The organism is Streptomyces sp. NPDC057438 (assembly GCF_042802995.1).
Taxonomy (GTDB): Bacteria; Actinomycetota; Actinomycetes; order Streptomycetales; family Streptomycetaceae; genus Streptomyces.
Genome location: NZ_JBHVDD010000089.1, coordinates 1 through 24,216 on the forward strand (window position 1 = coordinate 1; position 24,216 = coordinate 24,216).

The 24,216-nt window shown below is 70.7% G+C and carries 20 protein-coding genes; 9 read left to right on the forward strand and 11 right to left on the reverse strand.

The window, feature by feature from the left end; translation table 11 throughout:
- Nucleotides 1-79: 79 nt before the first annotated feature.
- Nucleotides 80-2,407: a transglycosylase domain-containing protein gene (locus ACFU5F_RS34380; RefSeq protein WP_383895997.1), complete on the reverse strand. Its 2,328-nt coding sequence runs from the start codon at nucleotides 2,405-2,407 to the stop codon at nucleotides 80-82.
- Between the two features lie 625 nt (nucleotides 2,408-3,032).
- Between ACFU5F_RS34380 and wblA the strand changes: the two genes are divergently transcribed.
- Nucleotides 3,033-3,371, forward strand: coding sequence for a transcriptional regulator WblA (wblA, locus tag ACFU5F_RS34385; protein ID WP_013001830.1), 339 nt, complete (start codon nucleotides 3,033-3,035; stop codon nucleotides 3,369-3,371).
- Nucleotides 3,372-3,805: 434 nt separating this feature from the next.
- Here the strand turns inward: wblA and ACFU5F_RS34390 are convergent, their stop codons facing one another.
- Together ACFU5F_RS34390 and ACFU5F_RS34395 are read right to left on the reverse strand one after the other, a co-directional pair.
- Complete coding sequence (locus ACFU5F_RS34390; RefSeq protein WP_383895999.1) at nucleotides 3,806-5,212, reverse strand: ArsA family ATPase; 1,407 nt, start codon at nucleotides 5,210-5,212, stop codon at nucleotides 3,806-3,808.
- The gene (locus ACFU5F_RS34395; RefSeq protein WP_383896000.1) at nucleotides 5,209-6,186 is read right to left on the reverse strand and encodes an ArsA family ATPase; all 978 of its coding nucleotides are present in this window, start codon (nucleotides 6,184-6,186) and stop codon (nucleotides 5,209-5,211) included. The genes ACFU5F_RS34390 and ACFU5F_RS34395 overlap by 4 nt, the downstream gene beginning before the upstream one ends.
- A gap of 274 nt (nucleotides 6,187-6,460) precedes the next feature.
- Between ACFU5F_RS34395 and ACFU5F_RS34400 the strand changes: the two genes are divergently transcribed.
- The 4 genes from ACFU5F_RS34400 to ACFU5F_RS34415 all read left to right on the forward strand — a co-directional run bounded on the left by ACFU5F_RS34400 (nucleotide 6,461) and on the right by ACFU5F_RS34415 (nucleotide 9,017).
- Entirely contained in the window at nucleotides 6,461-6,619 is a 159-nt protein-coding gene (locus tag ACFU5F_RS34400; RefSeq protein WP_005476015.1) for a DUF4177 domain-containing protein, read from the forward strand.
- Nucleotides 6,616-7,083 carry a RidA family protein gene (locus tag ACFU5F_RS34405; protein WP_013001826.1) on the forward strand — a complete coding sequence of 156 codons (468 nt, stop codon included), beginning with the start codon at nucleotides 6,616-6,618 and terminating at the stop codon, nucleotides 7,081-7,083. Before ACFU5F_RS34400 ends, ACFU5F_RS34405 begins: the two co-directional genes overlap by 4 nt.
- A gap of 61 nt (nucleotides 7,084-7,144) precedes the next feature.
- Entirely contained in the window at nucleotides 7,145-8,017 is an 873-nt protein-coding gene (locus ACFU5F_RS34410; RefSeq protein WP_383896004.1) for an NUDIX hydrolase, read from the forward strand.
- 169 nt (nucleotides 8,018-8,186) lie between these two features.
- A complete protein-coding gene (locus ACFU5F_RS34415) occupies nucleotides 8,187-9,017 on the forward strand; it encodes an MBL fold metallo-hydrolase (RefSeq protein WP_383896007.1) in 831 nt (276 codons plus the stop codon).
- Between the two features lie 187 nt (nucleotides 9,018-9,204).
- On the opposite strand, the gene ACFU5F_RS34420 is transcribed toward ACFU5F_RS34415, so the two are convergent.
- A complete protein-coding gene (locus ACFU5F_RS34420; protein WP_383896010.1) occupies nucleotides 9,205-10,029 on the reverse strand; it encodes a nucleotidyltransferase domain-containing protein in 825 nt (274 codons plus the stop codon).
- 368 nt (nucleotides 10,030-10,397) lie between these two features.
- Nucleotides 10,398-11,072 (reverse strand): Crp/Fnr family transcriptional regulator, encoded by a 675-nt coding sequence (locus ACFU5F_RS34425; RefSeq protein ID WP_005476003.1) that lies wholly within the window; start codon nucleotides 11,070-11,072, stop codon nucleotides 10,398-10,400.
- A gap of 341 nt (nucleotides 11,073-11,413) precedes the next feature.
- Here ACFU5F_RS34425 and nth point away from each other — a divergent pair, with 341 nt between their 5' ends.
- The 3 genes from nth (at nucleotide 11,414) to ACFU5F_RS34440 (ending at nucleotide 14,674) form a co-directional block, all read left to right on the forward strand.
- The gene (nth, locus tag ACFU5F_RS34430) at nucleotides 11,414-12,490 is read left to right on the forward strand and encodes an endonuclease III (RefSeq protein WP_383896013.1); all 1,077 of its coding nucleotides are present in this window, start codon (nucleotides 11,414-11,416) and stop codon (nucleotides 12,488-12,490) included.
- A 133-nt stretch (nucleotides 12,491-12,623) separates the two neighbouring features.
- Nucleotides 12,624-13,355, forward strand: a complete 732-nt coding sequence (locus ACFU5F_RS34435; protein WP_383896015.1) for an NUDIX hydrolase — start codon at nucleotides 12,624-12,626, stop codon at nucleotides 13,353-13,355.
- A 119-nt stretch (nucleotides 13,356-13,474) separates the two neighbouring features.
- Nucleotides 13,475-14,674, forward strand: a complete 1,200-nt coding sequence (locus tag ACFU5F_RS34440; protein WP_383896018.1) for a MarP family serine protease — start codon at nucleotides 13,475-13,477, stop codon at nucleotides 14,672-14,674.
- Between the two features lie 51 nt (nucleotides 14,675-14,725).
- Here ACFU5F_RS34440 and ACFU5F_RS34445 read toward each other — a convergent pair whose 3' ends face one another.
- The 6 genes from ACFU5F_RS34445 to ACFU5F_RS34470 all read right to left on the reverse strand — a co-directional run bounded on the left by ACFU5F_RS34445 (nucleotide 14,726) and on the right by ACFU5F_RS34470 (nucleotide 22,586).
- Entirely contained in the window at nucleotides 14,726-14,905 is a 180-nt protein-coding gene (locus ACFU5F_RS34445) for a hypothetical protein (RefSeq protein WP_383896021.1), read from the reverse strand.
- 144 nt (nucleotides 14,906-15,049) lie between these two features.
- A complete protein-coding gene (locus tag ACFU5F_RS34450) occupies nucleotides 15,050-16,012 on the reverse strand; it encodes an alpha/beta fold hydrolase (RefSeq protein WP_383896024.1) in 963 nt (320 codons plus the stop codon).
- A complete protein-coding gene (locus ACFU5F_RS34455; protein WP_383896027.1) occupies nucleotides 16,009-16,488 on the reverse strand; it encodes a phage holin family protein in 480 nt (159 codons plus the stop codon). Before ACFU5F_RS34455 ends, ACFU5F_RS34450 begins: the two co-directional genes overlap by 4 nt.
- Nucleotides 16,489-16,539: 51 nt before the next feature.
- Nucleotides 16,540-17,943, reverse strand: coding sequence for a Na+/H+ antiporter NhaA (nhaA, locus tag ACFU5F_RS34460; protein ID WP_383896029.1), 1,404 nt, complete (start codon nucleotides 17,941-17,943; stop codon nucleotides 16,540-16,542).
- 147 nt (nucleotides 17,944-18,090) lie between these two features.
- Nucleotides 18,091-20,049 (reverse strand): acetate--CoA ligase, encoded by a 1,959-nt coding sequence (gene acs, locus ACFU5F_RS34465; protein ID WP_383896032.1) that lies wholly within the window; start codon nucleotides 20,047-20,049, stop codon nucleotides 18,091-18,093.
- Nucleotides 20,050-20,219: 170 nt separating this feature from the next.
- Nucleotides 20,220-22,586 (reverse strand): SulP family inorganic anion transporter, encoded by a 2,367-nt coding sequence (locus tag ACFU5F_RS34470; RefSeq protein ID WP_383896035.1) that lies wholly within the window; start codon nucleotides 22,584-22,586, stop codon nucleotides 20,220-20,222.
- 265 nt (nucleotides 22,587-22,851) lie between these two features.
- On the opposite strand from ACFU5F_RS34470, the gene ACFU5F_RS34475 reads away from it, so the two are divergent.
- On the forward strand, nucleotides 22,852-24,192 hold the full coding sequence (locus tag ACFU5F_RS34475) for a hypothetical protein (protein WP_383896038.1): 1,341 nt from the start codon (nucleotides 22,852-22,854) through the stop codon (nucleotides 24,190-24,192).
- The last annotated feature ends 24 nt before the right edge of the window (nucleotides 24,193-24,216 follow it).

Below are 24,216 nucleotides of genomic sequence, written 5' to 3' on the forward strand. Positions count from 1 at the left end.
CTCCAGGGGCGCCCCCACCGCCGTACTCATTTACCTGGCCGGTGCCGGTACCGGCTACCGGTGGCAGTGACCATGGCCGTCAGCCGAAGCGGCCGCCGCCGTTTCCGCCGTTCCCGTTGTTCCCGCCGTTCGTCTGCCCCTGGATGAAGTTCTCCGGGATGCTGAACTCCGGGGTCGGGAAGGTGGTGCCGCCGTCGGTGCCGCCGATGAAGCCGCCACCGTTGTTGCCGTTGTCACCGTTCCCGTCGTCGTCGTTGTTCCCGTTCCCGTTCCCGTTTCCATTGCCGTCGTTGTCGTCGTCCCCGCGGTCGCGCTCCGGCCGGTCCTCGGGGAGGTAGACCTTGTTGAAGTCGGGGCGGGGCTTGCCCGCCAGCGCGCCGGACATCATGTCGCGCCAGATCGGACCGGGGACCTTTCCACCGAAGACCTTGCCGTACCCCTGACCGCCGATGGTGATGTTCACCATCGGGCGCTTATGCGCGGGGTCGCCCACCCAGACGGCGCCGGCCATGTTCGGGGTGTAGCCCACGAACCAGGCCGCGTAACGGCCGTCCGTCGTACCGGTCTTACCGGCGCTGGGACGGCTGGGGCCGAGTCCGGCCTCCGTACCCGTACCGTCCTCGACCACGCCCTTGAGCAGGGCGCTGACGGTGTCGGCGGTGTTCTCGGACATGGCGCGCGAGCACGTCGACTTCGGGACCTCCAGCGACTTCGACTTGTCGCCGACCCGCTGGGTGATGGACTCGATGGCGACCGGCGTGCAGTACATACCGCGCGCGGCGAAGGTCGCGTACGCGTTCGCCATGGTCAGCGGGGACATCTCCTGCGTGCCGAGAGCTATCGACGGCGCCTGGTCGATCTTGCGGCCGTCGGCCCGCTCGACGCCCATCTTCTTGGCCATCTTCGTCACCGGGCAGATGCCGATGTCCGCGATCATCTGCACGAAGTAGGTGTTGACCGACAGCGCGGTCGCCTTCCGCAGGGAGTACGGGCCGACCTCGCTCGCGCTCTCGTTCTCGAGGTCCGCGGCAGCGCTGCCGGTGCCGTTGCGCCAGGTGCCGCCGCCACAGGTGGAGATCGGGCTCGGATAGGCCATCTGGTACGGCGAGGAGTAGACCTTCCCCGGGGACATGCCGTCCTCCAGGGCCGCCGCGGCGACGATCGGCTTGAACGTCGAACCGGGCTGGTAGCCCGCTCCGCCGCCCATGGACTCGTTCACCGAGAGGTTTATCGTCGTCTCGTTCTTCTTGGTGTCGAGCCCGTACGGCCTCGACTGCCCCATGGCGAGGATCTTGCCGGTGCCGGGCTCCACGATGGTGGCGGCGGTGGCGACCTCGTCCTTCTGGTAGACGTGCCTCTTGACGGAGGCCTGGACGGACTTCTGGGCCTTCGGGTCCATCGTCGTCCGGATCGTCAGACCGCCCTGGTTCCAGATCTTGGCCCGGGCCTCCTTGGACTTGCCGAAGATCGGGGTGTTCAGGAACACCTCGCGCACGTAGTCGCAGAAGAAGCCCGCGCCCTTGACGGCCGTGATGCAGCCGTTCTTCGGCTTGCTGATGTCCAGCCCGAGCGGCTTCTCCTTGGCCTTGTCGGCCTCCGCCTGGGAGACGTCACCGAGGTCGGCCATGCGCTGCAGCACGGTGTTGCGCCGCTTGGTGGCTTCCTGCGGGTCGTTCACCGGGTCGTACCGGCTGGGCGACTGCACGATTCCGGCGAGGAGCGCTGCCTCCTCCACGTCCAGGTCCTTGGCGGACTTGGAGAAGTAGCGCTGGGACGCGGCCTCGACGCCGTAGGCCTGCTGGCCGAAGAACGTGATGTTCAGATAGTTCTCGAGGATCTTCTTCTTGCCCAGTTCCTCTTCGAGCTGGATCGCCTTCTTCAGCTCGTTGATCTTCCGGCCGAGGGTCTGCTGGGTGGCCTGGGCGACCAGCGTCGGGTCGTCACCGGCCTCCTCCACCGCGACGTTCTTCACGAGCTGCTGCGTCAGGGTGGACGCGCCCTGGGCGACCCCGCCCTCCCGCGCGTTCCGGTTGAGCGCGCGCAGAACGCCCTTCAGGTCGATCGCGCCGTGCTGGTAGAACCGGGCGTCCTCGATGGCGATGATCGCCTGCTGCATGTACGGCGAGATCTCCTTGAGATCGACCACCGTACGGTCGCGGCTGTACACCGAGGCGATCGTGTCGCCCTTGCTGTCGAGGATCGTGGTGCGCTGGCTCAGCGGCGGCTGCTTGAGGTTGGCGGGGAGCTCGTCGAACCCCTCGACCGAACCCTTGGCCGCCAGCCCCAGGGCGCCGACCGCGGGCAGCGCGATGCCCGCCATGACGGCACCGGCGAGCACGCTGACACCTAGGAACTTGGCGGCCTGCTGTGTGGCGGACAGACCACCACCCGAGCGCTTGTTTGGCATGAGGGCAGCCTAATCCGTAGCGATGACCGTTCCGAAGGAGCAGGTGGGTCCAGAGGCGTACGGGTGCCGGATCGTGACATCCGGTGTCCGCCATGGGGGTGGTGTGCGTGCGGCGGGCGGCCGCCGAAACCGGGCGCGGCACGGCACGGCGGGGCACCGCGGGGTCGCCGGCGGCGCGTCATGGCGCGCAAGCGAAGAGAACAGGCGAAGAGAACATGAACGGTTGTCTACGTTCCCATTCGCCGGACACGCGCGCAGGCGTTGGCCTAAGCTGCTCTCAACTGTCACAGCCACAGGCCCTTGTATAAGTACGTCCAGCGAGCCCGAAGCGTTCTGACGTTCTTCCGATTTTTTTCGGGTGCCGTGTCCGAATACACCTTGTGTGTCATTCGGTGTCCGTTGTGACGCATGCCAACCATCCCGTTCTGCCGGGATAGTCACGTATGCCCTCAGGTCACTCCCGCGGGTGATCTGCCGCTTACGCATAGTCCGTTCGGGCCATTCAAGATTGGGCCCGAAGGGGGTGTTGCGCTGTGCCCACCTTCCGTAACGTCCTCAACTGGCGGCGGTGAATATGCCGCTGCCGCCGTGGGGGAGCCTCGATTCGGGAGAGGACGGCGCCGGTATGGGCTGGGTAACCGACTGGAGTGCGCAGGCTGCCTGCCGCACTACCGATCCGGATGAACTGTTCGTTCAAGGAGCAGCGCAGAACAGGGCCAAGGCGGTGTGCACCGGATGCCCGGTGCGTACGGAGTGCCTGGCGGACGCGTTGGACAACCGCGTCGAGTTCGGCGTGTGGGGAGGAATGACGGAGCGTGAGCGTCGCGCACTGCTGCGCAGGCGTCCGACCGTCACGTCTTGGCGCAGGCTGCTGGAGACCGCGCGCACGGAGTACGAGCGTGGCGCGGGCATTCTGCCGCTCGACGATGACGAGATCTACGAGAACTACGCGGCGGTGAGCTGACGGCGACGGCCCCTCCGGGTCACGTCGGTCGAGGGCGCCCTTGAGGTGTCGGCGCGTCGGGCAGGTGTGCCGGCTCTCGGGTGCCCCGAGGCGTGGATCAACGGACGGGCCGTGGCGCGGTCGTGGCCGTCGTACGGACCGCCGCGCGCTCCTGAGCTGGGGTCGTGCAGGGCCCGTGGTGTGGTCTCGTGCGCTTGGAGGTGCATGCGGCCCTGTGGCAGGGGATGTCGGTCGTACGCACCCGCACACCGAGTGCAGTGCACCCGGGTAGACGGTTGCCGTCGGTCGCACAGGCGTACGGTCTTGTGGTCGTCCAGTCCTGCCGCCGTACGAGGCCTGGGGCGGCGCGGGCTTGCGGCAGGCGTCGGACAGTCACTCGTCCGTCGCCCGTCGTCGACGCGGCCGAAGGCCAGGGCCCGGACGCGATGGTTCAGTCAGTCGTCTGAGGTGGGCAGCTCCGGCCTTATGGCCGCGAGACGGTCCCCGATGTCGCGCAGGCCCGCCAGGTCGTGGACATCGCCGGGCAGCGCGGCCACCTCGGCCACGGCCACCTCGGGATGCAGCGCGGTGAAACGATCACGGGTGCGCTGCTCGCGGGAGAGCATCCGCATCCGCTCGGCGTGCAGCCTGAGCAGACCCGACGTGAGCTGTTCCACGGTCAGATCCGGGGCGGGGGAGCCGTCCTCGGCGCCGGTCGTGGCGGGAGAGTCGGAACTGGCTGGACTGCCTGCGCGGTCTGAACTGCCTGCGTGGTCTGAACTGCCGGAACGGTCTGAACTGCCTTGCGTGTCGGGAGAGTTACGAACTGCTTTCCCGTCCATCTGATCCACAATGCCGGGCTCTTCAAGATTTTCCGCGGCGGCGAGCGCACGCTCCGCGGACAGCTGGGCCGCGCCGCTGCCGTGCACCCGGTTGAGCACCAGCCCGGCCAACGGCATGTCCTCGGCCGCCAACCGCTCCACGAAGTACGCCGCCTCGCGCAGCGCGTCCCGCTCCGGCGCGGCCACCACGAGGAAGGCCGTGCCGGGCGCCTGGAGCAGCTTGTACGTGGCGTCCGCGCGCGTACGGAAGCCGCCGAACATGGAGTCCATGGCGGCCACGAACGTCTGCACGTCCTTGAGCAGCTGACCACCCAGCAGCTTGCCCAGGGCGCCCGTCATCATCGACATGCCGACGTTCAGGAACTTCATGCCGGCCCGCCCGCCGACCTTCGCCGGGGCCAGCAGGACACGGATCAGCTTGCCGTCGAGGAACGAGCCGAGCCGCTTGGGGGCGTCCAGGAAATCCAGCGCCGAGCGGGACGGGGGCGTGTCGACGACGATCAGGTCCCACTCGTCCCGGGCCCGCAACTGGCCCAGCTTCTCCATCGCCATGTACTCCTGCGTGCCCGCGAAGCCCGCCGAGAGCGACTGGTAGAAGGGGTTGCCCAGGATCGCGGAGGCACGGTCCGGGTCCGCGTGCGCCTCGACGATCTCGTCGAAGGTGCGCTTCATGTCGAGCATCATGGCGTGCAGCTCGCCGTCCCCTTCGATGCCCTTCACCCGCCGCGGGGTGTTGTCCAACGAGTCGATGCCCATCGACTGGGCGAGCCGCCGGGCCGGGTCGATGGTGAGCACGACCACCTTGCGGCCGCGCTCGGCGGCCCGCACCCCCAGAGCCGCCGCCGTGGTCGTCTTGCCCACCCCGCCGGCGCCGCAGCACACCACGATGCGGGTCCGCGGGTCGTCCAGCAGGGGGTCGATCGCGAGGGGGCGGGTCGAGCCGATCACGCGGTGTCCGTCAGGGAAGTGGGCCGCCTCGTGTGCGGTGGCCTCGTGCGCGTTGGCCGGGTCCGGAGTCATGAGATTCCTTGCTGACGCAGTTCCGTGGCCAGTTCGTACAGGCCCGCCAGGTCCATTCCCTCGGCGAGCAACGGCAGTTCGTGCAACGGCAGCCCCAGCTCGCCCAGGACGCTCCGCTGTTCGTGCTCCAGGGTGTACCGCTCGGCGTACTCCTCGGCCTGCGCGAGCAGCGGTTCCACCAGACGCTCGGCGTTGCCGCCGCGCCGCGCGCCGCCCAGCCCCGCCGTGGACAGGGACTTGGCGACCGCCGTGCGCGGCACCGTGCGCGCGAACTCCAGCTCGTCGGCGTCCAGCAGCTCCGGACGCACCATGTTGACGATGACCCGCCCCACCGGCAGCTGCGCGGCCCGCAGCTCGGCGATGCCGTCAGCCGTCTCCTGGACCGGCATCTCCTCCAGCAGCGTCACCAGATGCACGGCCGTCCCGGGGGATTTCAGGACCCGCATGACGGCCTGGGCCTGATTGTGTATGGGGCCGATCTTGGCCAGGCCCGCCACCTCGTCGTTGACGTTCAGGAAGCGGGTGATGCGACCGGTGGGCGGCGCGTCCATCACCACGTGGTCGTACGTGAACCGCCCGCTCTTCTCCTTGCGGCGCACCGCCTCGCAGGCCTTGCCGGTCAGCAGCACGTCCCGGAGGCCGGGTGCGATGGTGGTGGCGAAGTCGATGGCACCGAGCTTCTTCAGGGCCCGGCCCGCCCCGCCCAGCTTGTAGAACATCTGGAGGTAGTCCAACAGGGCCAGTTCGGGGTCGATGGCCAGCGCGTACACCTCCCCGCCCCCGGGTGCCACCGCGATCTTCCGCTCCTCGTACGGCAGTGCCTCCGTCTCGAAAAGCTGTGCGATGCCTTGTCTGCCCTCGACCTCGACCAGGAGGGTGCGTTTCCCCTCGGTCGCGAGGGCGAGCGCGAGTGCGGCGGCGACCGTGGTCTTTCCGGTCCCGCCCTTGCCGCTGACGACCTGGAGCCTGCTCACGTATTCGAGCCTAACCAGTCGGCGCGCGGCATAAGCGGGAGGCTGTGGACAACGTGTGTTCTGCCCGCCTCCCGGGCACCGCCGGTCCGGGCCGTCATGCCCCCGGGGAGGGCGGGGGAACCCTCGTGGTGCGGGGTGTGTCCCCGAGCGTGATCGCGGTGGTGGCCCCGGGCCTGTCCGAGCCGTGACCCCATGTCCTTCCGGACCGGCCACGCCCGGAGCCGAGGCGGAACCCGTGCCGGGCGGTGGCCTGGCAGCGGATAAGGTCGGCCGCATGACCAAGTGGGAATACTCAACCGTGCCGCTGCTCGTCCACGCCACGAAGCAGATTCTGGACACCTGGGGCGAGGACGGCTGGGAGCTCGTCCAGGTCGTGCCCGGGCCGAACAACCCCGAGCAGCTGGTGGCCTACCTGAAGCGGCCCAAGCCGTGAGCGCCGTCGAGGCCAGGCTCGCGGAGCTCGGGCTGCGGCTGCCCGAGGTCGTCCCGCCGCTCGCCGCGTACCAGCCGGCGGTCCGGTCCGGCGTGTACGTGTACACCGCCGGGCAGCTCCCCATGGTGGACGGCAAGCTGCCCGTCACCGGCAAGGTCGGTGCCGAGGTCACCCCCGAGGAGGCCAAGGAACTCGCGCGTACCTGCGCGCTGAACGCCCTCGCCGCCGTGAAGTCCGTGGCGGGCGACCTGGACCGTGTCGCGCGCGTGGTGAAGGTCGTCGGCTTCGTGGCCTCGGCCTCCGACTTCACGGGTCAGCCCGCCGTGCTGAACGGTGCGAGCGAACTCCTGGGCGCCGTCTTCGGCGACAAGGGCGTCCACGCGCGCAGCGCGGTCGGTGTGGCGGTCCTCCCCCTGGACGCGCCCGTCGAGGTGGAACTCCAGGTGGAGCTCACCGTCGCGTAGCGACCGCCGGGATCGCGGAGGCTCACTCGAACATCCGCCCGTGACGAGTTAGCCTCCGCCCATGGCAAACGGGCAGTGGTACCCAGCCGAGTGGCCGGACCGCATCCGCGCACTCGCGGCCGGCACCCTCACACCGGTGACCCCCAGGCGGGCCGCCACCGTCATGCTGCTCAAGGACACGGCCGGCACGCCGGTCGTGCACATGCTGCGCAGACGCGCCTCCATGGCCTTCGCCGGGGGCGCGTACGCCTATCCCGGCGGCGGCGTGGACCCCCGCGACGACGACCACCAGATCAGCTGGGCGGGCCCCACGCGCGCGTGGTGGGCGTCCAGACTCGGTGTCGGCGAGAAGGACGCCCAGGCGATCGTCTGCGCGGCCGTGCGGGAGACGTACGAGGAGGCGGGCGTGCTGCTCGCCGGGCCCGGCCCCGACACCGTGGTCGGCGACACCACGGGCGACGACTGGGAGGCGGACCGCGCGGCGGTGGCCGCACGGGAGCTGTCCTTCGCGGAGTTCCTGCAGCGCAGGGGGCTGGTCCTGCGGTCCGACCTGCTGGGCGCCTGGGCCCGCTGGATCACCCCCGAGTTCGAGTCCCGCCGCTACGACACCTGGTTCTTCGTGGCCGCCCTCCCGCAGGGCCAGCGCACCCGCAACGCCTCCACGGAGGCCGACCGCACGGTGTGGATCCGGCCCGGGGACGCGGCGGACGGCTACGACAGGGGCGAACTGCTGATGATGCCGCCCACCATCGCGACCCTGCGCCGGCTCGCGGAGTACGACACGGCCGCCGCCGCACTCGCCGCCGCACCCGCCTGCGACCTGACGCCCGTCCTCGCCGAGGCCCGCCTCGCGGACAACGACGACGTGGTCCTCTCCTGGCCCGGCCACGCCGAGTTCACCAAGCGCGTCCCGGGCGCAGGGGATCCCGCATGACGCCCGGGACAGCCCTCCCGCGCCGACCGGACGGCAAGGCCCCGCCCCCGCGCGCGCCCCGCCCTCTGCCGTACCCGCCCCGCACCCCGCCGTGCGGGTGCCGCCGCGCCGCGCGGGCCGTCGCCCGGCACCGTGACACCCCGCCGATTTTGCTGGAAGGCACTCCCGCATGACCGACGCAGCAGCCCTCCCCGGCCGCCCCAGGGGCGGTGCCCTGTCCGGGCCCGCCACCGCGCGCGCGGTCAACGTGCTCGCGCCGAACGCGTCCCCGATGACGTTGGACGGGACCAACACCTGGATCGTCTCCGAGCCGGACTCCGACCTGGCGGTCGTGATCGACCCGGGTCCACTGGACGACGTCCACCTGCGCAGGGTCGTCGACACGGCGGAGAAGGCCGGCAAACGGGTCGCGCTGACCCTGCTCACGCACGGCCATCCCGACCACGCGGAGGGCGCCGGCCGCTTCGCCGAACTGACCGGCACGCACGTCCGGGCCCTCGACCCCGCGCTGCGGCTCGGCGACGAGGGGCTGGGCGCGGGTGACGTCGTCTCGGTCGGCGGCCTGGAGCTGCGTGTCGTCCCCACCCCCGGGCACACCGCCGACTCACTCTGCTTCCACCTCCCGGCCGACCGTGCCGTGCTGACGGGCGACACGGTCCTGGGACGCGGTACGACGGTCGTGGCCCACCCCGACGGCCGCCTCGGCGACTATCTCGACTCCCTGCGCCGCCTCAGGTCCCTCACGGTCGACGACGGCGTCCACACCGTCCTGCCCGGCCACGGCCCCGTCCTGGAAGACGCCCAGGGCGCCGTCGAGTTCTACCTCGCCCACCGCGCCCACCGGCTCGCCCAGGTCGAGACGGCCGTCGAGAACGGGCACCGCACCCCCGAGGAGGTCGTCACCCGCGTCTACGCCGACGTCGACCGCTCCTTGTGGCCGGCGGCGGAACTCTCCGTCCGGGCGCAGCTGGAGTACCTGACCGAGCACGGCCTGATCTGACCCCGAAGTACGCCTGACGTACGCCTGAGCGCCCCTCTCCGGCCCACAGCCGACGAACGGCGCTCCCGGGGCCCCGCGGGCCACTGCGGACTTCCAAGGCCCCAGGGGCCCCTCCCAGGGCCGTCCAGGGGCCTTTCCGCCTGTGCCGGTGCGGATGCTGCCGCGCCAGGGGACCCCCCGCCCCCCGTCATGGCCGGCCGGGACGTGGTGCCTTGGTTCCGTGCACGCGTGCGTACTCCCCGGCCAGCCAGGGCCCGAGGTCGTCCAGATACGTGCGCAGTACCTCGGCATCGGCCCCCGGCTCGTAGCCGGCCACCGCCGCCGCGCGCATCTGGGCGGCGCGGCCGGGGTAGTACGCGCCGAACGCCTGGGCCATCTCGTGCAGATCGCTGGTCCAGCCGTTCCACCGCGGCATCACGAGGGTGAAACCGGTACGGACGAGCCGCCGGGAACAACCACGGACCAGCGCCCGCCGGGCGTCGTCGCCGTCGGCTTCCGCGACCCGCGTACGCCAGCGCGGCAGCAGCAGCGCCAGATCGCCGTTCGTCTCGCGGGCGAGGAGGGAGTCCGGCCGGTAGCGGGGCAGATCCCCCGCGAGGTCCTCGCCCAGGAGAGGAGTGCACAGACAGGCCAGGAACCAGCCCAGGTCGTACCTCTCGAGGTCGCTCAGCACCTGCGCCCGGCTGACGAGCAGGGTCCCCGCCCCGTCGATCTGCGGAAAGCGCGCGTCCAGAGCCTCGTCCAGCGACCGAGCCGCCGTCCGGTCGGCCTCCGTAGGCTCCCCGAGCAACACCAGCAACAGATCGAGGTCACTGCGCCCCGGACGGGCCGTGCCCCGGGGAATCGACCCGTAGAGGTACGCACTGTGCAGCCGCCCCCCGAAGACCGCCACGATCCGCTCCCGGGCCGCCGCGACCACCGGCCCGAACACCTCGCCGACCCGCCCCAACGCCCCCTCCCGCTCGAAGTACCCGTGGCTGTCCAGCCCTCTCGCACGCCCCGTTCCGGCCATACGGCCACTGTGCGGTGCGAAGGCTCCGGGAGCAGGTTGTTTTCTGGGCGGGCTGCAATCCCCGGAGACCGGACCAGGCCGGAGACCGGACCAGGCCGGAGACCGGACCAGGCCGGAGACCGGACCAGGCCGGAGACCGGACCAGGCCGGAACCTGGACCAGGCCGGCCGGAGCAGTGGGGCCGTGGTGGCGGTGGGGCGAAACGAAGCGGGCCCGCCTCGCGAACGAGACGAGCCCCATCGGCGTATCAACGGCCCGGCCCCTGGCGTACGAACGGCCGTGCTGACCGCAAGACGGCCTGCAACGCCTGGCCGGTCATACGACCCGCACGGGCCGGCACTCGCGCCGGCCCGGCAACCCCTGGCGCGTCAGCGCGACCGCTTGGCCAGCCGCTCCACGTCCAGCAGGATCACCGCGCGAGCCTCCAGCCGCAGCCACCCGCGCTGTGCGAAGTCCGCCAGAGCCTTGTTCACGGTCTCCCGGGACGCGCCCACGAGCTGCGCCAGCTCCTCCTGGGTGAGGTCGTGCACCACGTGGATGCCCTCCTCGGACTGCACGCCGAACCGTCGGGAGAGGTCCAGCAGCGCACGAGCGACCCGCCCGGGAACGTCCGAGAACACGAGGTCGGACATCTGGTCGTTGGTCTTGCGCAGTCGGCGTGCGACCGCCCGCAGCAGCGCCGCGGCCACCTCGGGCCGTGCGTTCAGCCAGGGCTGGAGGTCGCCGTGGCCCAGGCCGAGCAGCTTGACCTCGGTCAGGGCCGTGGCGGTCGCCGTGCGCGGGCCGGGGTCGAACAGCGACAGCTCGCCGATCAGTTCACCGGGGCCGAGCACGGCCAGCATGTTCTCGCGGCCGTCGGGCGACGCGCGGTGCAGCTTGACCTTGCCCTCGGTGACCACATAGAGGCGGTCACCCGGGTCGCCCTCGTGGAAAAGAGCGTCACCGCGCGCGAGGGTCACCTCACTCATGGAGGCGCGGAGCTCCGCGGCCTGCTCGTCATCGAGCGCCGCGAAGAGCGGGGCGCGCCGCAGAACGTCGTCCACGAGTTCTCTCCTTGTCGACCTGCTCAGGGGATCTTGCTCCCCGTACTACCAGGGGACCGTGTTCCCCATCTTGCCGGACGGACCAAACAGTGTGATCTGTCACAAGGATGCCGCACACATGTCCCGGGGTAAGCGTCAGGGGTCCAATTGGGGGCCGATCTTCCGGGCCCGGGGCGGATGTCGGTGCCGGGCTTTAGGCTGGCCGGGTGTCCAAAACGCCGGTGAGAGCACAGGCCAAGGGGGCTGGGCGGGTGGTTGCGCGTCGCGATTCCGCTGTGGGCGAACAGGGCTCCACAGGAGCGAACAAAACGGCAAAGGCGACGAAGGTGTCCGATCCAGCAATGGGGGAGAACTCCGCCCAGAAGACCACGGCCCCGGCGAAAAAGCCCGCCCCGGAGAAAAGGGCCACCGCTGAAAAGACGATGGCCATGAAGAAGGCACCCGTGAAGAAGGCGGCAGCGAAGAAGGCGCCCGTGAAGAAGGTGGCGGCGAAGAAGACGGCCGCGACGCAAAGCGCTGTCTCGGCACGAAAAGCCCCGCCACCCCGAAAGGCGGCCCCGGCGAGAACGGCCGCCGCCGGCAGCCCTCCCACTCCCGCCAGGACCTCCGCCGAGCCCTTCGCGCCCCCCGCGCCCCCCAAGAACGAGTCGCGGACCGCGCTCGTCCGCCGTGCCCGGCGTATCAACCGCGAACTCGCCGAGGTGTACCCCTACGCGCACCCGGAGCTGGACTTCGAGAACTCCTTCCAGCTGGTCGTGGCGACGGTCCTGTCCGCGCAGACGACCGACCTGCGGGTCAACCAGACGACACCGGCACTCTTCGCGAAGTACCCCACCCCCGAGGACCTGGCCGCGGCCGTCCCGGAGGAGGTCGAGGAGATCCTGCGGCCCTGCGGTTTCTTCCGGGCCAAGACGAAGTCGGTCATGGGGCTGTCCAAGGCTCTGGTGGAGAACCACGGCGGTGAGGTCCCCGGCCGTCTCGAAGACCTGGTCAAGCTGCCCGGCGTCGGCCGCAAGACCGCCTTCGTCGTGCTGGGCAACGCCTTCGGCCGGCCCGGCATCACCGTGGACACGCACTTCCAGCGGCTCGTACGGCGATGGCGGTGGACCGAGGCGACCGACCCGGACAAGATCGAGGCGGCCATCGGCGGACTCTTCCCGAAGAGTGAGTGGACGATGCTGTCGCACCATGTGATCTTCCACGGCCGCCGTATCTGTCACGCCCGCAAACCGGCCTGCGGCGCCTGCCCCATCGCGCCGCTCTGCCCGGCGTTCGGCGAGGGCGAGACCGACCCGGAGAAGGCCAGGAAGCTGCTCAAGTACGAGAAGGGCGGCTTCCCCGGCCAACGCCTGAAGCCCCCGCAGTCCTACCTCGACGCGGGCGGCATCCCGGCCCCGCCCCTCGGAGCCGCCGGATGACGGGCGCCACCCAGTGGCACGGCACGCCCCCTCCCCGTCGCGGCATCCGCCGCCCACACGAGGGACATCAGGCACAAGTGGAACGATCAGCGGTCTCCCGGGCGTTGGGACCGGAAGAACGACGGGGGTGGCTATGACACGCGCGAGCCGGACGGACGGCGGCACGGACACCGACAGCGGGCACCGCACACCGGGCGGGCACGTGGGCCTGGACAGGACGGGCCTGCCCACATGGCTGGACCCGGTCGTGCGCGCCGTCGACACGGTCGAGCCCCTGCAGCTGAGCCGCTTCCTGCCGCCTGAGAACGGCTCGGGCCGGCAGTCGGCGGTCCTGATCCTGTTCGGCGAGGGTCCGGACGGTCCCGAGCTGCTGCTGATGGAGCGCGCCGGATCGCTGAGATCGCACGCCGGTCAGCCGTCGTTCCCGGGCGGTGCCCTCGACCCCGAGGACGGCGACCCGCGGACCGACGGCCCGCTGCGGGCAGCCCTGCGCGAGGCGGAGGAGGAGACCGGTCTCGACCCCGCGGGAGTCCAGATCTTCGGCGTGCTGCCCAAGCTGTACATCCCGGTGAGCGGCTTCGTCGTGACGCCCGTCCTCGGCTGGTGGCGGCAGCCGACCCCGGTCCGGGTCGTCGATCCGAACGAGACGGCCCGCGTCTTCACCGTCCCCGTGGCGGATCTCACGGATCCGGCCAACAGAGCCACCGCCATTCACCCCCGCGGCTATGCAGGCCCGGCATTTCTGGTCGAATCGGCCCTCGTGTGGGGGTTCACGGCCGGAGTGATCGACCGTCTGCTGCACTACGCGGGCTGGGAGCGCCCGTGGGACCGCGAGAAGCAGGTCCCGCTCGACTGGCGCTCATGACAGGGTGGCTGCCGTGCTGCGTCTTCCGGGGCCCGTTGCGCCTCCCTGCCGCCGCGCGGCGGACCGGTCCCCCGGTCGGCCTGTAGTGCTGGCGAAGTGACGAGGCGAGGCTTGAAGCGGTGAACGTGCTGGACATCCTGTTGCTGGTCGCCGCGATCTGGTTCGCGATCGTGGGCTATCGACAGGGCTTCGTCGTCGGCATCCTCTCGGTGATCGGCTTTCTGGGCGGCGGCCTCGTCGCGGTCTACGTCATGCCCGTCATCTGGGACTGGATGACCGACAACTCCGAGGTCAGTACGGCCGCCGCCGTGGTCGCGGTGGTCATCGTGATCGTCTGCGCCTCGGTGGGCCAGGCCCTGACCACCCACCTCGGCAACAAACTCCGCCGCTACATCACCTGGTCCCCGGCCCGCGCCCTGGACGCCACCGGCGGCGCCCTCGTCAACGTGGTGGCCATGCTCCTGGTCGCCTGGCTGATCGGTTCCGCGCTCGCGGGGACGACGCTGCCGACGCTCGGCAAGGAGGTCCGCAACTCCAAGGTGCTGCAGGGCGTGGCGGGGGCCCTGCCCCACCAGGCGGACACCTGGTTCGCGGACTTCTCCTCGGTCCTCACGCAGAACGGCTTCCCGCAGGTCTTCAGCCCGTTCTCCAACGAGCCGATCACCGAGGTCCAGCCCCCCGACCCGGCGCTCGCCCGCAGCCCGGTCGCCCAGCGCGCCAAGCGATCCATCGTCAAGGTCATGGGCACCGCGCAGAGTTGCGGCAAGGTCCTCGAAGGCACCGGCTTCGTCTTCGGCGAGCGCCGGGTGATGACCAACGCGCACGTGGTCGGCGGTGTCGACGAACCCACGGTCCAGATCGGCGGCGAGGGCCGCAAGTACGACGCGAAGGTCGTCCTCTACGACTGGGAGCGCGACATCGCCGTACTGGACGTGCCGGGCCTGAAGGCGCCCGTGCTGCAGTTCACCACGAAGGACGCCGTCGGCAGCGACGACGCGATCGTCGCGGGCTTCCCGGAGAACGGCGCGTACGACATCCGCCCCGCGCGCGTGCGGGGGCGCATCACGGCCAACGGCGCCGACATCTACAAGCGCGGCACCGTCCACCGTGACGTCTACTCGCTCTACGCGACCGTCCGTCAGGGCAACTCGGGCGGCCCGCTGCTGACGCCCGAGGGCAAGGTCTACGGCGTCGTCTTCGCGAAGTCCCTCGACGACCCGAACACGGGCTACGCCCTCACCGCGGACGAGGTCGAGGAGGACATCGCCAAGGGCCGTACGGCCAATCAGCAGGTGGACAGCGACAGCTGCGCGCTCTGAGGCCGGGCGGGGCCGGTGCGGTGAGGTCCTGAGCGGGTCGCCCCGCGTGGGTCAGGGACGGGAATGGCGCAGCCGGGCCGATACCCAGCGGGCCCGGCGGCGCAGGATGCGCGGAATTCCCAGCCGGGGATCCGTGCCCTGCAGCTGCGGGGCGCCCCTCTGGCGGGAGCCCAGGCCCGCGGCCGAGCGGCGGTTGCGTGCTGCGTCACTGTAGTCGTGCGTCCAGCCCATACCCCGACGTGTGCCCCCGCCCCAAGGTCCATAACCGCCCCCACGCCCCCCAATTGGCCTATGCGCCGGGCATGTAGCTCTTTGTAGAACAGCAGTTCACATCGGGGGTGGCGGGAGGTCCGCGCGGGGCTCACGAGCCACGGTTCACCGGTCGGGCTCGGGGTCCTTCAGCCAGTTGATGAGCTCGGCCGAGAACGCCACCGGGTCCTCCTCGTGCGGGAAGTGCCCCAGCCCGTCGAACAGCCGCCAGCGGTACGGCGCTTCGACGTACTCCCCGGATCCGGCCGCGCTGCGCGTCCGCATCACCGGGTCGAGTGAACCGTGCAGATGGAGGGTGGGCACCCGGACCGGGCGCTTCATCCGGCGGTTGAACTGGATGCCGTCCGGGCGGGCCAGGGAGCGCACCATCCACCGGTAGGGCTCGATCGAGCAGTGGGCCGTCGACGGGATGCACATCGCCCGCTGATACGTCTCCACCGCCTCGTCATCCGGCAGGCGCGGCCCCGACCAGTCCCGGATCAGCCGGCCGACCAGGGCGCCGTCGTCGGCGGTGAGTTGACGCTCGGGGATCCAGGGCCGCTGGAACCCCCAGATGTAGGAACCCGCGGACGTCTGCTTGACGTCCGAGAGCATCGCCGACCGCCACCGCCGCGGGTGCGGCATCGAGGACACCGCGAGCCGCCGGACGAGCTTGGGACGCATCACGGCGGCCGTCCACGCCAGGTAACCGCCCAGGTCGTGGCCGACCAGCGCGGCATCGGGCTCGCCGAGGGAACGGACGACCCCGGTGATGTCCAGGGCGAGGTTCGCGGGGTCGTAGCCCCGCGGTGTGCGGTCGCTGCCGCCGACCCCCCGCAGGTCCATCGCCACGGCCCGGAAGCCCGCGTCGGCGAGCGCGACCAGCTGGTGCCGCCAGGTCCACCAGAACTGCGGGAAGCCGTGCAGCAGCAGCACGAGCGGCCCGTCGCCCACCTCCGCGATGTGGAAACGCGCGCCGTTGGCGGCCACGTCCCGGTGGATCAGCTCCTTGGCGCCGGGCACGTCGAGCCGTACGGGAGACGCGGGCTGATTCGAGAGGGCGGCCGGGGCGGTCGCGGGGTCGGTCATGACGTCGAGCGTGCCACAGCCTCGACGGCGCCGTCGGCCGGGGCGGCCCGACGGGGGTGGGGCTTGGCGTTCTGCAGCACACCCGCCGTCTCCTTCATGGAGGCGGCGACCTTCTGCGGGCCCTGGCCCTTCTTGGCCTTCTTCGAGAAGACCACGCCGATGAGCGTCAGCACGACGGCGATCACGACGTTCGCCGCGAACGACAGCAGGAAGCAGATCGCCAGGTTCCACTCGCTCCAGGTGCGGATGCCGTACGCCAGGGCGAAGCTCAGCATCGGCAGGGAGAAAAGCAGCACCGCGCCGGCCGCGGTGAACGCCCCGCCGCCGATCACCCCGCGCTTGACGTCCTGCCTGAGCTGGGCCTTGGCCAGCGCGATCTCGTCGTGCACCAGCGCGGACATCTCGGCCGTCGCCGAGGCGAACAGCTGGCCGACACTGCGTTCGGCTCCGACCGGGCTGCCGTCGGGTGCGCTCATCGGGGTCTCCCTCATATGCGTTTGTACGGTCCTGTCTACGGTCCTGTCAGATCATGCCGGACCGTCGTCGCCGTCGCCTGCCCCGCCCGCCACTTCGGCAAGCCTGCGGTGCTCGGCGGCCTTGCGTTCGTAGATCGCTGCCATGCGCAGGTGGTACTCCGGGTCGTCCTGTTCGTAGATGTCCGGGATGCCGTCCTGGTCGTCGTCGCGCTCCTCCGCGGCCCACAGCGCCTGGTACTTCGCGTTCCTCATCTTCAGCAGCACGCTCGCCAGGACCGCAGCGACGAGCGAGCCGATGAGGACGGCCGCCTTGACGCCGTCGGTGAGCACCCGGTCGCCCTCGAAGGCCAGTTCACCGATGAGCAGCGACACGGTGAAACCGATCCCCGCGAGGGAGGCGACCGCGAAGACGTCCGGCCACACCAGGTCCTCGGAGAGGGAAGCCCGGGTGAACCGGGCGGTCAGCCAGGTCCCGCCGAAGATCCCGACCGCCTTGCCGACGACCAGCCCGAGCACCACCCCGAGCGTCTCCGGCTGGGTGAAGACCTTCCCCAGCGCATCTCCGGAGACCGCGACACCCGCACTGAACAGGGCGAACAGCGGCACCGCCACACCGGCGGACAGGGGGCGCACGAGGTGCTCGATGTGTTCGCCGGGGGAGCGCTCCTCGTCCTCGCGCCGGGTGCACCGCAGCATCAGCCCCATCGCGACCCCGGCGATGGTGGCGTGCACGCCGCTGTTGTACATCAGCGCCCAGATGACGAGCGCGAGCGGCACATAGACGTACCAGCCGCGCACGCCCTTCCTGAGCAGCAGCCAGAAGACGGCGAGGCCGGCGAACGCGCCGCCGAGGGCGGCGAAGTCGAGGCCGTCGGTGAAGAACACCGCGATGATCAGGATCGCGCACAGGTCGTCGACGACGGCGAGGGTGAGCAGGAAGGCCCGCAGCGCGTTCGGCAGGGAGGTGCCGATGACGGCGAGCACGGCCAGCGCGAAGGCGATGTCGGTCGCCGTGGGCACCGCCCAACCGGACAGCGAGCCGCCGCCGGCGAGGCTGGTGAGGGTGTAGACGAGCGCGGGCACGGCCATGCCGCACAGCGCGGCGACCACGGGGAGCGCGGCCGTCCTCGGGTCCTTGAGGTCACCGGCGACCAGTTCGCGCTTGAGTTCGATGCCGGCGACGAAGAAGAAGACCGCAAGCAGGCCGTCCGCCGCCCAGTGCGCCACCGACAGGTGGAGACCGAGCGCCGCGGGACCGAAGTGGAAGTCGCTGACGCTCGCGTAGCTGTCGTGCAGCGCGGGGACGTTGACCCAGACCAGCGCGGTCACCGCGGCCAGGAGCAGCAGACAGCCGCCGACGGTCTCGGTGCGCAGCGCGTCCGCCACGAAGGTCCGCTCGGGCAGGGAGAGCCGGCCGAGAACCTTACGGGTGGGGGTGGTGCGGGACGCGGCCACGGCGGGGACCTCCGGTCGGGGACAGCACGAAATCACTCGCCGACCAGACTTCCCGGCACACCTGTTCTTTAGCTTAGCTAAAGGGCACCCCGCGCGCTCGTCGCGGGGTGCCCCTCATGGTCGTGCCTTCACGGTCCTGCGCCGGGGTCAGTCCTCGCTCGGCGCCGCCGGCAGCTTGGCCTGGATCAGGTCCATCACCGTGGAGTCGGTCAGCGTGGTGACGTCACCGAGCTGCCTGTTCTCCGCCACGTCCCGCAGCAGACGCCGCATGATCTTCCCGGAGCGCGTCTTCGGCAGCTCCTGCACCGGCAGGATGCGCTTGGGCTTGGCGATCGGCCCGAGGGTGGCGCCGACGTGGTTGCGCAGGTCGGCGACGAGGCCCTCGTCCTCGGCGTTCGCCGTGCCGCGCAGGATCACGAACGCCACGATCGCCTGACCGGTGGTCTCGTCGGCCGCTCCGACCACGGCCGCCTCGGCCACGGAGGGGTGCGACACGAGCGCGGACTCCACCTCGGTCGTCGAGATGTTGTGGCCCGACACGAGCATCACGTCGTCGACGCGCCCGAGGAGCCAGATGTCCCCGTCGTCGTCCTTCTTCGCCCCGTCACCGGCGAAGTACTTGCCCTCGAACCGTGACCAGTACGTGTCGAGGAACCGCTGGTCGTCACCCCAGATGGTGCGCAGCATCGACGGCCACGGCTCGGTCAGGACCAGGTAGCCGCCACCGCCGTCCGGGACCTCCCGGGCCTCGTCGTCCACGACCGTGGCAGAGATGCCCGGCAGCGGCGTCTGCGCCGAGCCCGGCTTGGTCGCCGTCACGCCCGGCAGCGGGGAGATCATCATCGCGCCGGTCTCGGTCTGCCACCAGGTGTCCACGATCGGCGTCGCGTCGGCGCCGATGTGCTTGCGGTACCAGATCCACGCCTCGGGGTTGATGGGCTCACCGACCGAGCCGAGCACCCGCAGGCTGCTGAGATCGAACTTCGCGGGGATGTCGTCGCCCCACTTCATGAACGTGCGGATCGCCGTGGGTGCCGTGTAGAGGATCGTGACCCCGTACTTCTGCACGATCTCCCAGAACCGGCCCTGGTGCGGGGTGTCCGGCGTGCCCTCGTACATGACCTGCGTCGCGCCGTTCGCCAGCGGCCCGTAGACGATGTACGAGTGGCCGGTGACCCAGCCGACGTCGGCCGTGCACCAGTAGACGTCGGTCTCCGGCTTGAGGTCGAAGACCGCGTGGTGGGTGTACGACGTCTGGGTGAGGTAGCCGCCGGAGGTGTGCAGGATGCCCTTGGGCTTACCCGTCGTGCCGGACGTGTACAGGATGAACAGGGGGTGCTCGGCCCCGAACGCCTGCGGGCTGTGCTCGGTGCTCTGCCGGTCGACGATCTCGTGCCACCACACGTCACGCGTGTCGTTCCAGGCGACGTCCTGTCCGGTGCGGCGGACGACGAGGACGTGCTCGACGTTGCCGGCGCGGTCGGCCGCGTCGTCGACGGCCGGCTTGAGAGCGGAGGGCTTGCCGCGCCGGTAGCCGCCGTCGGAGGTGATGACCACGCGCGCGTCCGCGTCCTGGATACGGGTCGCGAGGGCGTCGGCGGAGAAGCCGCCGAACACGACGGAGTGCGCGGCGCCGATCCGGGCGCACGCGAGCATCGCCACGGCCGCCTCCGGGATCATCGGCAGGTACACCGCGACCCGGTCGCCGGCCCGGACACCGAGCTCCAGCAGGGCGTTCGCCGCCTTGCTGACCTCGTCCTTCAACTGCGCGTAGGTGAGGGCCCGGCTGTCCCCGGGCTCGCCCTCGAAGTGGATGGCGACCCGGTCGCCGTTCCCGGCCTCGACATGCCGGTCGACGCAGTTGTACGCGACGTTGAGTTCGCCGTCCTCGAACCACTTGGCGAACGGCGGATTCGACCAGTTCAGCGTCTCGGTCGGCTCCTTGGCCCAGGTCAGCCGCCGGGCCTGCGCCGCCCAGAAGCCGAGCCTGTCCGCCCTGGCCTGCTCGTACGCCTCCGCCGTGACGTTGGCGTTCTCGGCCAGGTCGGCAGGCGGCGCGAAGCGTCGCTCCTCCTTCAAGAGGTTGGCCAGGCTTTCGTTGCTCACGACATCTCCCTTACGGTGCTTTGCCGGGGCGACCGTTGTGTCCCAGGCCACAGCTCATCAGACCCGGACCCTCGATGACAAGGGCCTTCCTCTGATTGGTTTAGACCTGTGGACAGGTGGCCCCGCGGCCAGGACGCCACCCGTTCCCACGGACCCGGACGGGGATCGGTTCACGCGCGTGTGTCGTGCAGAACCGTCCCGTTCGGGTCGGCCGTCCCGGCGACCCGGTCGAAGACGCCGCCGTCCGGAGCCTCCTCGGTGAGCAGATACGCCTGCGCCTCGCCCACGTGGAAGTACATCCCGTGCAGTTCGAGCGCGCCCTCGCGCAGTGCGCGGGTGACGGAGTCGTGGGCTCTCAGGTGTTCCAGCTGCTGGATGACGTTGGTCAGGCAGAGCTGCTCGATGGCGTCGGCCGGTTCGCGGCTGGCCAGGCGGGCCCAGGGGCGGTTCTTGTCGGTCGCACGGTCCAGGCTGGGCCGGCCGTGCCGCAGCCAGCGCTTGAGGGGAGTCTGGACGCCGTGCAGGTCGGTCTTGAGCAGGGCCTGCATCGCGCCGCAGCCGGAGTGCCCGCAGACCGTGATGGACCGGACGTGCAACACGTCCACCGCGTACTCGATCGCCGCCGCCACCGAGTCGTCGCCGCTCTCCTCGCCGGGCAGCGGCACGAGATTGCCGACATTGCGTACGACGAAGAGGTCGCCGGGGCCGCTGGAGGTGATCATCGAGGTGACGAGCCGGGAGTCGGCGCAGGTCAGGAACAGCTGCGAGGGCTGCTGACCCTCGCGCGCCAGCCGGGCCAGCTCACCGCGGACCAGGGGAGCGGTGTTCCGCTGGAACGCGCTGATGCCACGCGCCAGCTGATGACCGCGCGGCCCTTCGGCCGCCACCTCCTGCGGCGTGCCCGCGGTGGGAGTGGCCGGGGCCTTGCACTGGTGGTTGCGCCACGGTGTCCAGGGCCTGCAGCGGCAGCCGGCCGCCGAGGTGCCGGCGGGTTCGGCGATACGGATCCCGGTGCGCCCGGTGATCTCGACGGAGCCCCCGTGCGCCTGGTGCGCGTGCTGCCAGTCCTGCAGCGACTCGTACGCCGCGTGGTCCATGAACGATCCGTCCAGCTCCACGACGGCGGCGGCCCCCTGCGGGACCTGGTGCAGGGCCCGGCTGAGGCGGGGCACGGCGAGGAACGTCAACTGTCCTCGTACATGGACGTGATGGGCTCCCTCCCTCTCCTCGTGGGTGATGCGCGTGCGGGTGAGGCGGTGCAGGGCGACGCCGACGGCCACCGCGATGCCCAGTGCGACGCCTTCCAGGACCCCGAGGGCGACGACGCCGAAGGTGGTGACGGTGTAGACCAGCACCTCGCGATGGCGGGTGACCGTGCGGATGTGGTGCAGGGAGACCATCTGGACCCCGACGGCCATCACCAGGGCGGCGAGCGAGGCGAGCGGGATCAGCTCCAGGTAGGGGACCAGGAACAGAGCGGCCGCCACCACCCAGACGCCGTGCAGCATCGTGGAGTGCCGGCTGGTGGCGCCGGCGCGGACGTTGGCGGTGCTGCGGACGGCGACACCGGCGATGGGCAGGCCGCCGAGCATGCCGGAGACGACGTTGGCCGCGCCCTGGCCGCGCAGCTCGCGGTCGAGGTCCGAGCGCCCCACGTCGGTCCGTCCCGCCGCCAGCTTGTCCATGGCGACGGCGCCGAGGAGGGACTGCACGCTGCACACCAGGGTGGTGGTGAGGACGGCGGCGAGGATGCCGAGCACCGGCCCGTCGGGCACTCCGGCCAGGGCGTGGCTCCGCCACGACGGGAGGTCGACCTTGGGCAGGCTCAGTGCGGCGAGCGAGGCCGTGGCCGTGGCGCCCGCGACGGCCACGAGGGCGGCCGGGACGGTACGCAGCCGCCGGCCGAGGCGTCCGGGCAGGTGGGGCCAGGCGAGCAGCAGGACGAGGGTGAGGACGCTCACGGAGACCGCGGCGGGGTGCAGATGAGCCAACTGGGCGGGGAGGGCGCCGATGTTGGCGCTGACCGAGCTCTGCGGGGTGCCGCCGAGCACGATGTGGAGCTGGGCGACGGCGATGGTGACGCCGATGCCGGCGAGCATGCCGTGCACGATCGCGGGGCTGACGGCGAGTGCCGAGCGGGCCACGCGCAGCTGGGCCAGGCCCAGCTGCGCGAGGCCGGCGAAGATGGTGATGGCGCAGGTGGTGCGCCAGCCGTACTGGTGGATCAGGTCGGCGGTGACGACGGTCAGACCGGCTGCCGGGCCGCTGACCTGCAGAGGCGAGCCGCCCAGGCGCCCGGCGACGAGACCGCCGACGGCGGCGGCGACCAGACCGGCCTGGAGCGGGGCGTCGGTGGCCAGGGCGATGCCCAGGGACAGGGGGAGCGCGATCAGGAAGACCGCGATGGAGGCCGACAGATCGGCGGCCGCGACACGGAACCGGCGGCGCGGTCCCTTCGGGGGGCTGTGCGGTTGGTGATCACGCTCCGTCCGGTGCGGGTCCGGGTCGGTGGCGTGGGTGGGGACGCAGGCGGACATGGTCTCCCGTCTCCTCCGGGGCTGCGCGGTCGCGGGGGTCGCGGCCGTGGGGCACGGCGTTTCAGTGGCGGGAATTCTCAACGCTCAGTAAACGAATCGTAATGCAGAGTAAAGGATGTGCAAGAACATTAGCCGCAAATAGGTCATTAGATCACTCGCGAGGGTGAATGAGGCATTTAGTCGGCTTGTCGTATTAATCATGATCGGAACTCTGTGTGACCTTGGCTGCTCTGCTCCCGAGCGAAGGAAGAAGGTGGGCGGAGCTATGGCCGTCACCCAGAGGATCGCCGCCGGTGTCACGCTCGCCGCGACCTGTGCCGCGGCGCTCGCCGGATGCGGAATCGGCGAGCCGGCGGGCACCACCGGTTCACCGGGCACCGGAAGAACGGAGAAGGAGGGCCGACAGGGGGTGTCCGCCAAGAAGGAGGGCGTCCCGGCGCCGCCGAAGACGGCGGTCCGTCTGATCGGCGACGGCTCGACCGCGTACACCGGTGTGCAGCCACACCTCCCGAGGCCCGCCCGGCTGAAGCCCGGTCAGAAGCCCCCGCAGTTCGTGGTGTTCTCCTGGGACGGGGCGGGGGAGGACAGCCAGCGGCTCTTCTCGCACTTCCGCAAGGTGGCGCGCGCCAACAACGCGACCATGACCTACTTCCTCAGCGGCGTGTACATGCTGCCGGAGGAGAAGCGGGACCTGTACCGCCCGCCCCAGCACTCTCCGGGCCGCTCTGACATCGGCTTCAACGACGTCCGCGGAATCAAGGACACCGTGGAGCAGCTGCGGGGCGCGTGGCTGGAGGGCAACGAGATCGGCACGCACTTCAACGGCCACTTCTGCGGTGCCGGCGGCGGGGTCGGCGAGTGGTCGGCCGAGGAGTGGAAGAGCGAGATCGCCCAGGCCAAGTCGTTCGTGAAGGCGTGGAAGACCAACACCGGCACCGAGGAGGCCGAGCCGCTGCCCTTCGACTACGACAAGGAGCTGATCGGCGCCCGCACGCCGTGTCTGGAGGGCCGGACGAACTTCATGCGCGCCGCCCGCGAACTCGGCTTCCGCTACGACACCAGCGGCGTCAAGGACCAGGTCTGGCCCGAGAAGAAGGACGGGCTGTGGGACCTGTCGATGCAGCTGGTCCCCGTCCCGGGCCGCGACTTCGAGACGCTGACCATGGACTACAACTTCTATGTGAACCAGTCCGGGGCCCGGGCCGGGGCGGCGGGCCGGCGGGAGCACTGGGGTGATCAGTTCCGCGACGGTCTGCTCGCGGGCTTCGAGCGCGCCTATGAGGGCAACCGTGCGCCCCTGATCATCGGCAATCACTTCGAGTCCTGGAACGGCGGCGTCTACATGCGTGCTGTCGAGGAGACCATCGAGGCGGTCTGCGGCAAGACCGACGTGCGCTGCGTCTCCTTCCGGCAACTGGCCGACTGGCTCGACGTCCAGGACCCGGAGGTCCTGGACAGGCTGAGCACCCTGGGGGTCGGTCAGGCGCCGAAGCGAGGCTGGAGGAGCTTCCTGTCCGCCGGACCGGCTCCGGCCCCGAAGGGGGTTCCGGGCGCACCGGCGGCCAAGCCGAAGGGGCACGGGACGGAGGTCGATCCGAAGCGCTGAGCGGGGTCGCGATCAGGGCCGGGC

Excerpts from the sequence above, each read along its gene's own strand:
- ACFU5F_RS34380 (WP_383895997.1), bottom strand. The coding sequence starts at position 2,407 with ATGCCAAACAAGCGCTCGGGTGGTGGTCTGTCCGCCACACAGCAGGCC.
- wblA (WP_013001830.1), top strand. The coding sequence starts at position 3,033 with ATGGGCTGGGTAACCGACTGGAGTGCGCAGGCTGCCTGCCGCACTACC.
- ACFU5F_RS34390 (WP_383895999.1), bottom strand. The coding sequence starts at position 5,212 with ATGACTCCGGACCCGGCCAACGCGCACGAGGCCACCGCACACGAGGCG.
- ACFU5F_RS34400 (WP_005476015.1), top strand. The coding sequence starts at position 6,461 with ATGACCAAGTGGGAATACTCAACCGTGCCGCTGCTCGTCCACGCCACG.
- ACFU5F_RS34410 (WP_383896004.1), top strand. The coding sequence starts at position 7,145 with ATGGCAAACGGGCAGTGGTACCCAGCCGAGTGGCCGGACCGCATCCGC.
- ACFU5F_RS34415 (WP_383896007.1), top strand. The coding sequence starts at position 8,187 with ATGACCGACGCAGCAGCCCTCCCCGGCCGCCCCAGGGGCGGTGCCCTG.
- ACFU5F_RS34420 (WP_383896010.1), bottom strand. The coding sequence starts at position 10,029 with ATGGCCGGAACGGGGCGTGCGAGAGGGCTGGACAGCCACGGGTACTTC.
- nth (WP_383896013.1), top strand. The coding sequence starts at position 11,414 with ATGGGGGAGAACTCCGCCCAGAAGACCACGGCCCCGGCGAAAAAGCCC.
- ACFU5F_RS34435 (WP_383896015.1), top strand. The coding sequence starts at position 12,624 with ATGACACGCGCGAGCCGGACGGACGGCGGCACGGACACCGACAGCGGG.
- ACFU5F_RS34445 (WP_383896021.1), bottom strand. The coding sequence starts at position 14,905 with ATGGGCTGGACGCACGACTACAGTGACGCAGCACGCAACCGCCGCTCG.
- ACFU5F_RS34450 (WP_383896024.1), bottom strand. The coding sequence starts at position 16,012 with ATGACCGACCCCGCGACCGCCCCGGCCGCCCTCTCGAATCAGCCCGCG.
- ACFU5F_RS34455 (WP_383896027.1), bottom strand. The coding sequence starts at position 16,488 with ATGAGCGCACCCGACGGCAGCCCGGTCGGAGCCGAACGCAGTGTCGGC.
- ACFU5F_RS34470 (WP_383896035.1), bottom strand. The coding sequence starts at position 22,586 with ATGTCCGCCTGCGTCCCCACCCACGCCACCGACCCGGACCCGCACCGG.
- ACFU5F_RS34475 (WP_383896038.1), top strand. The coding sequence starts at position 22,852 with ATGGCCGTCACCCAGAGGATCGCCGCCGGTGTCACGCTCGCCGCGACC.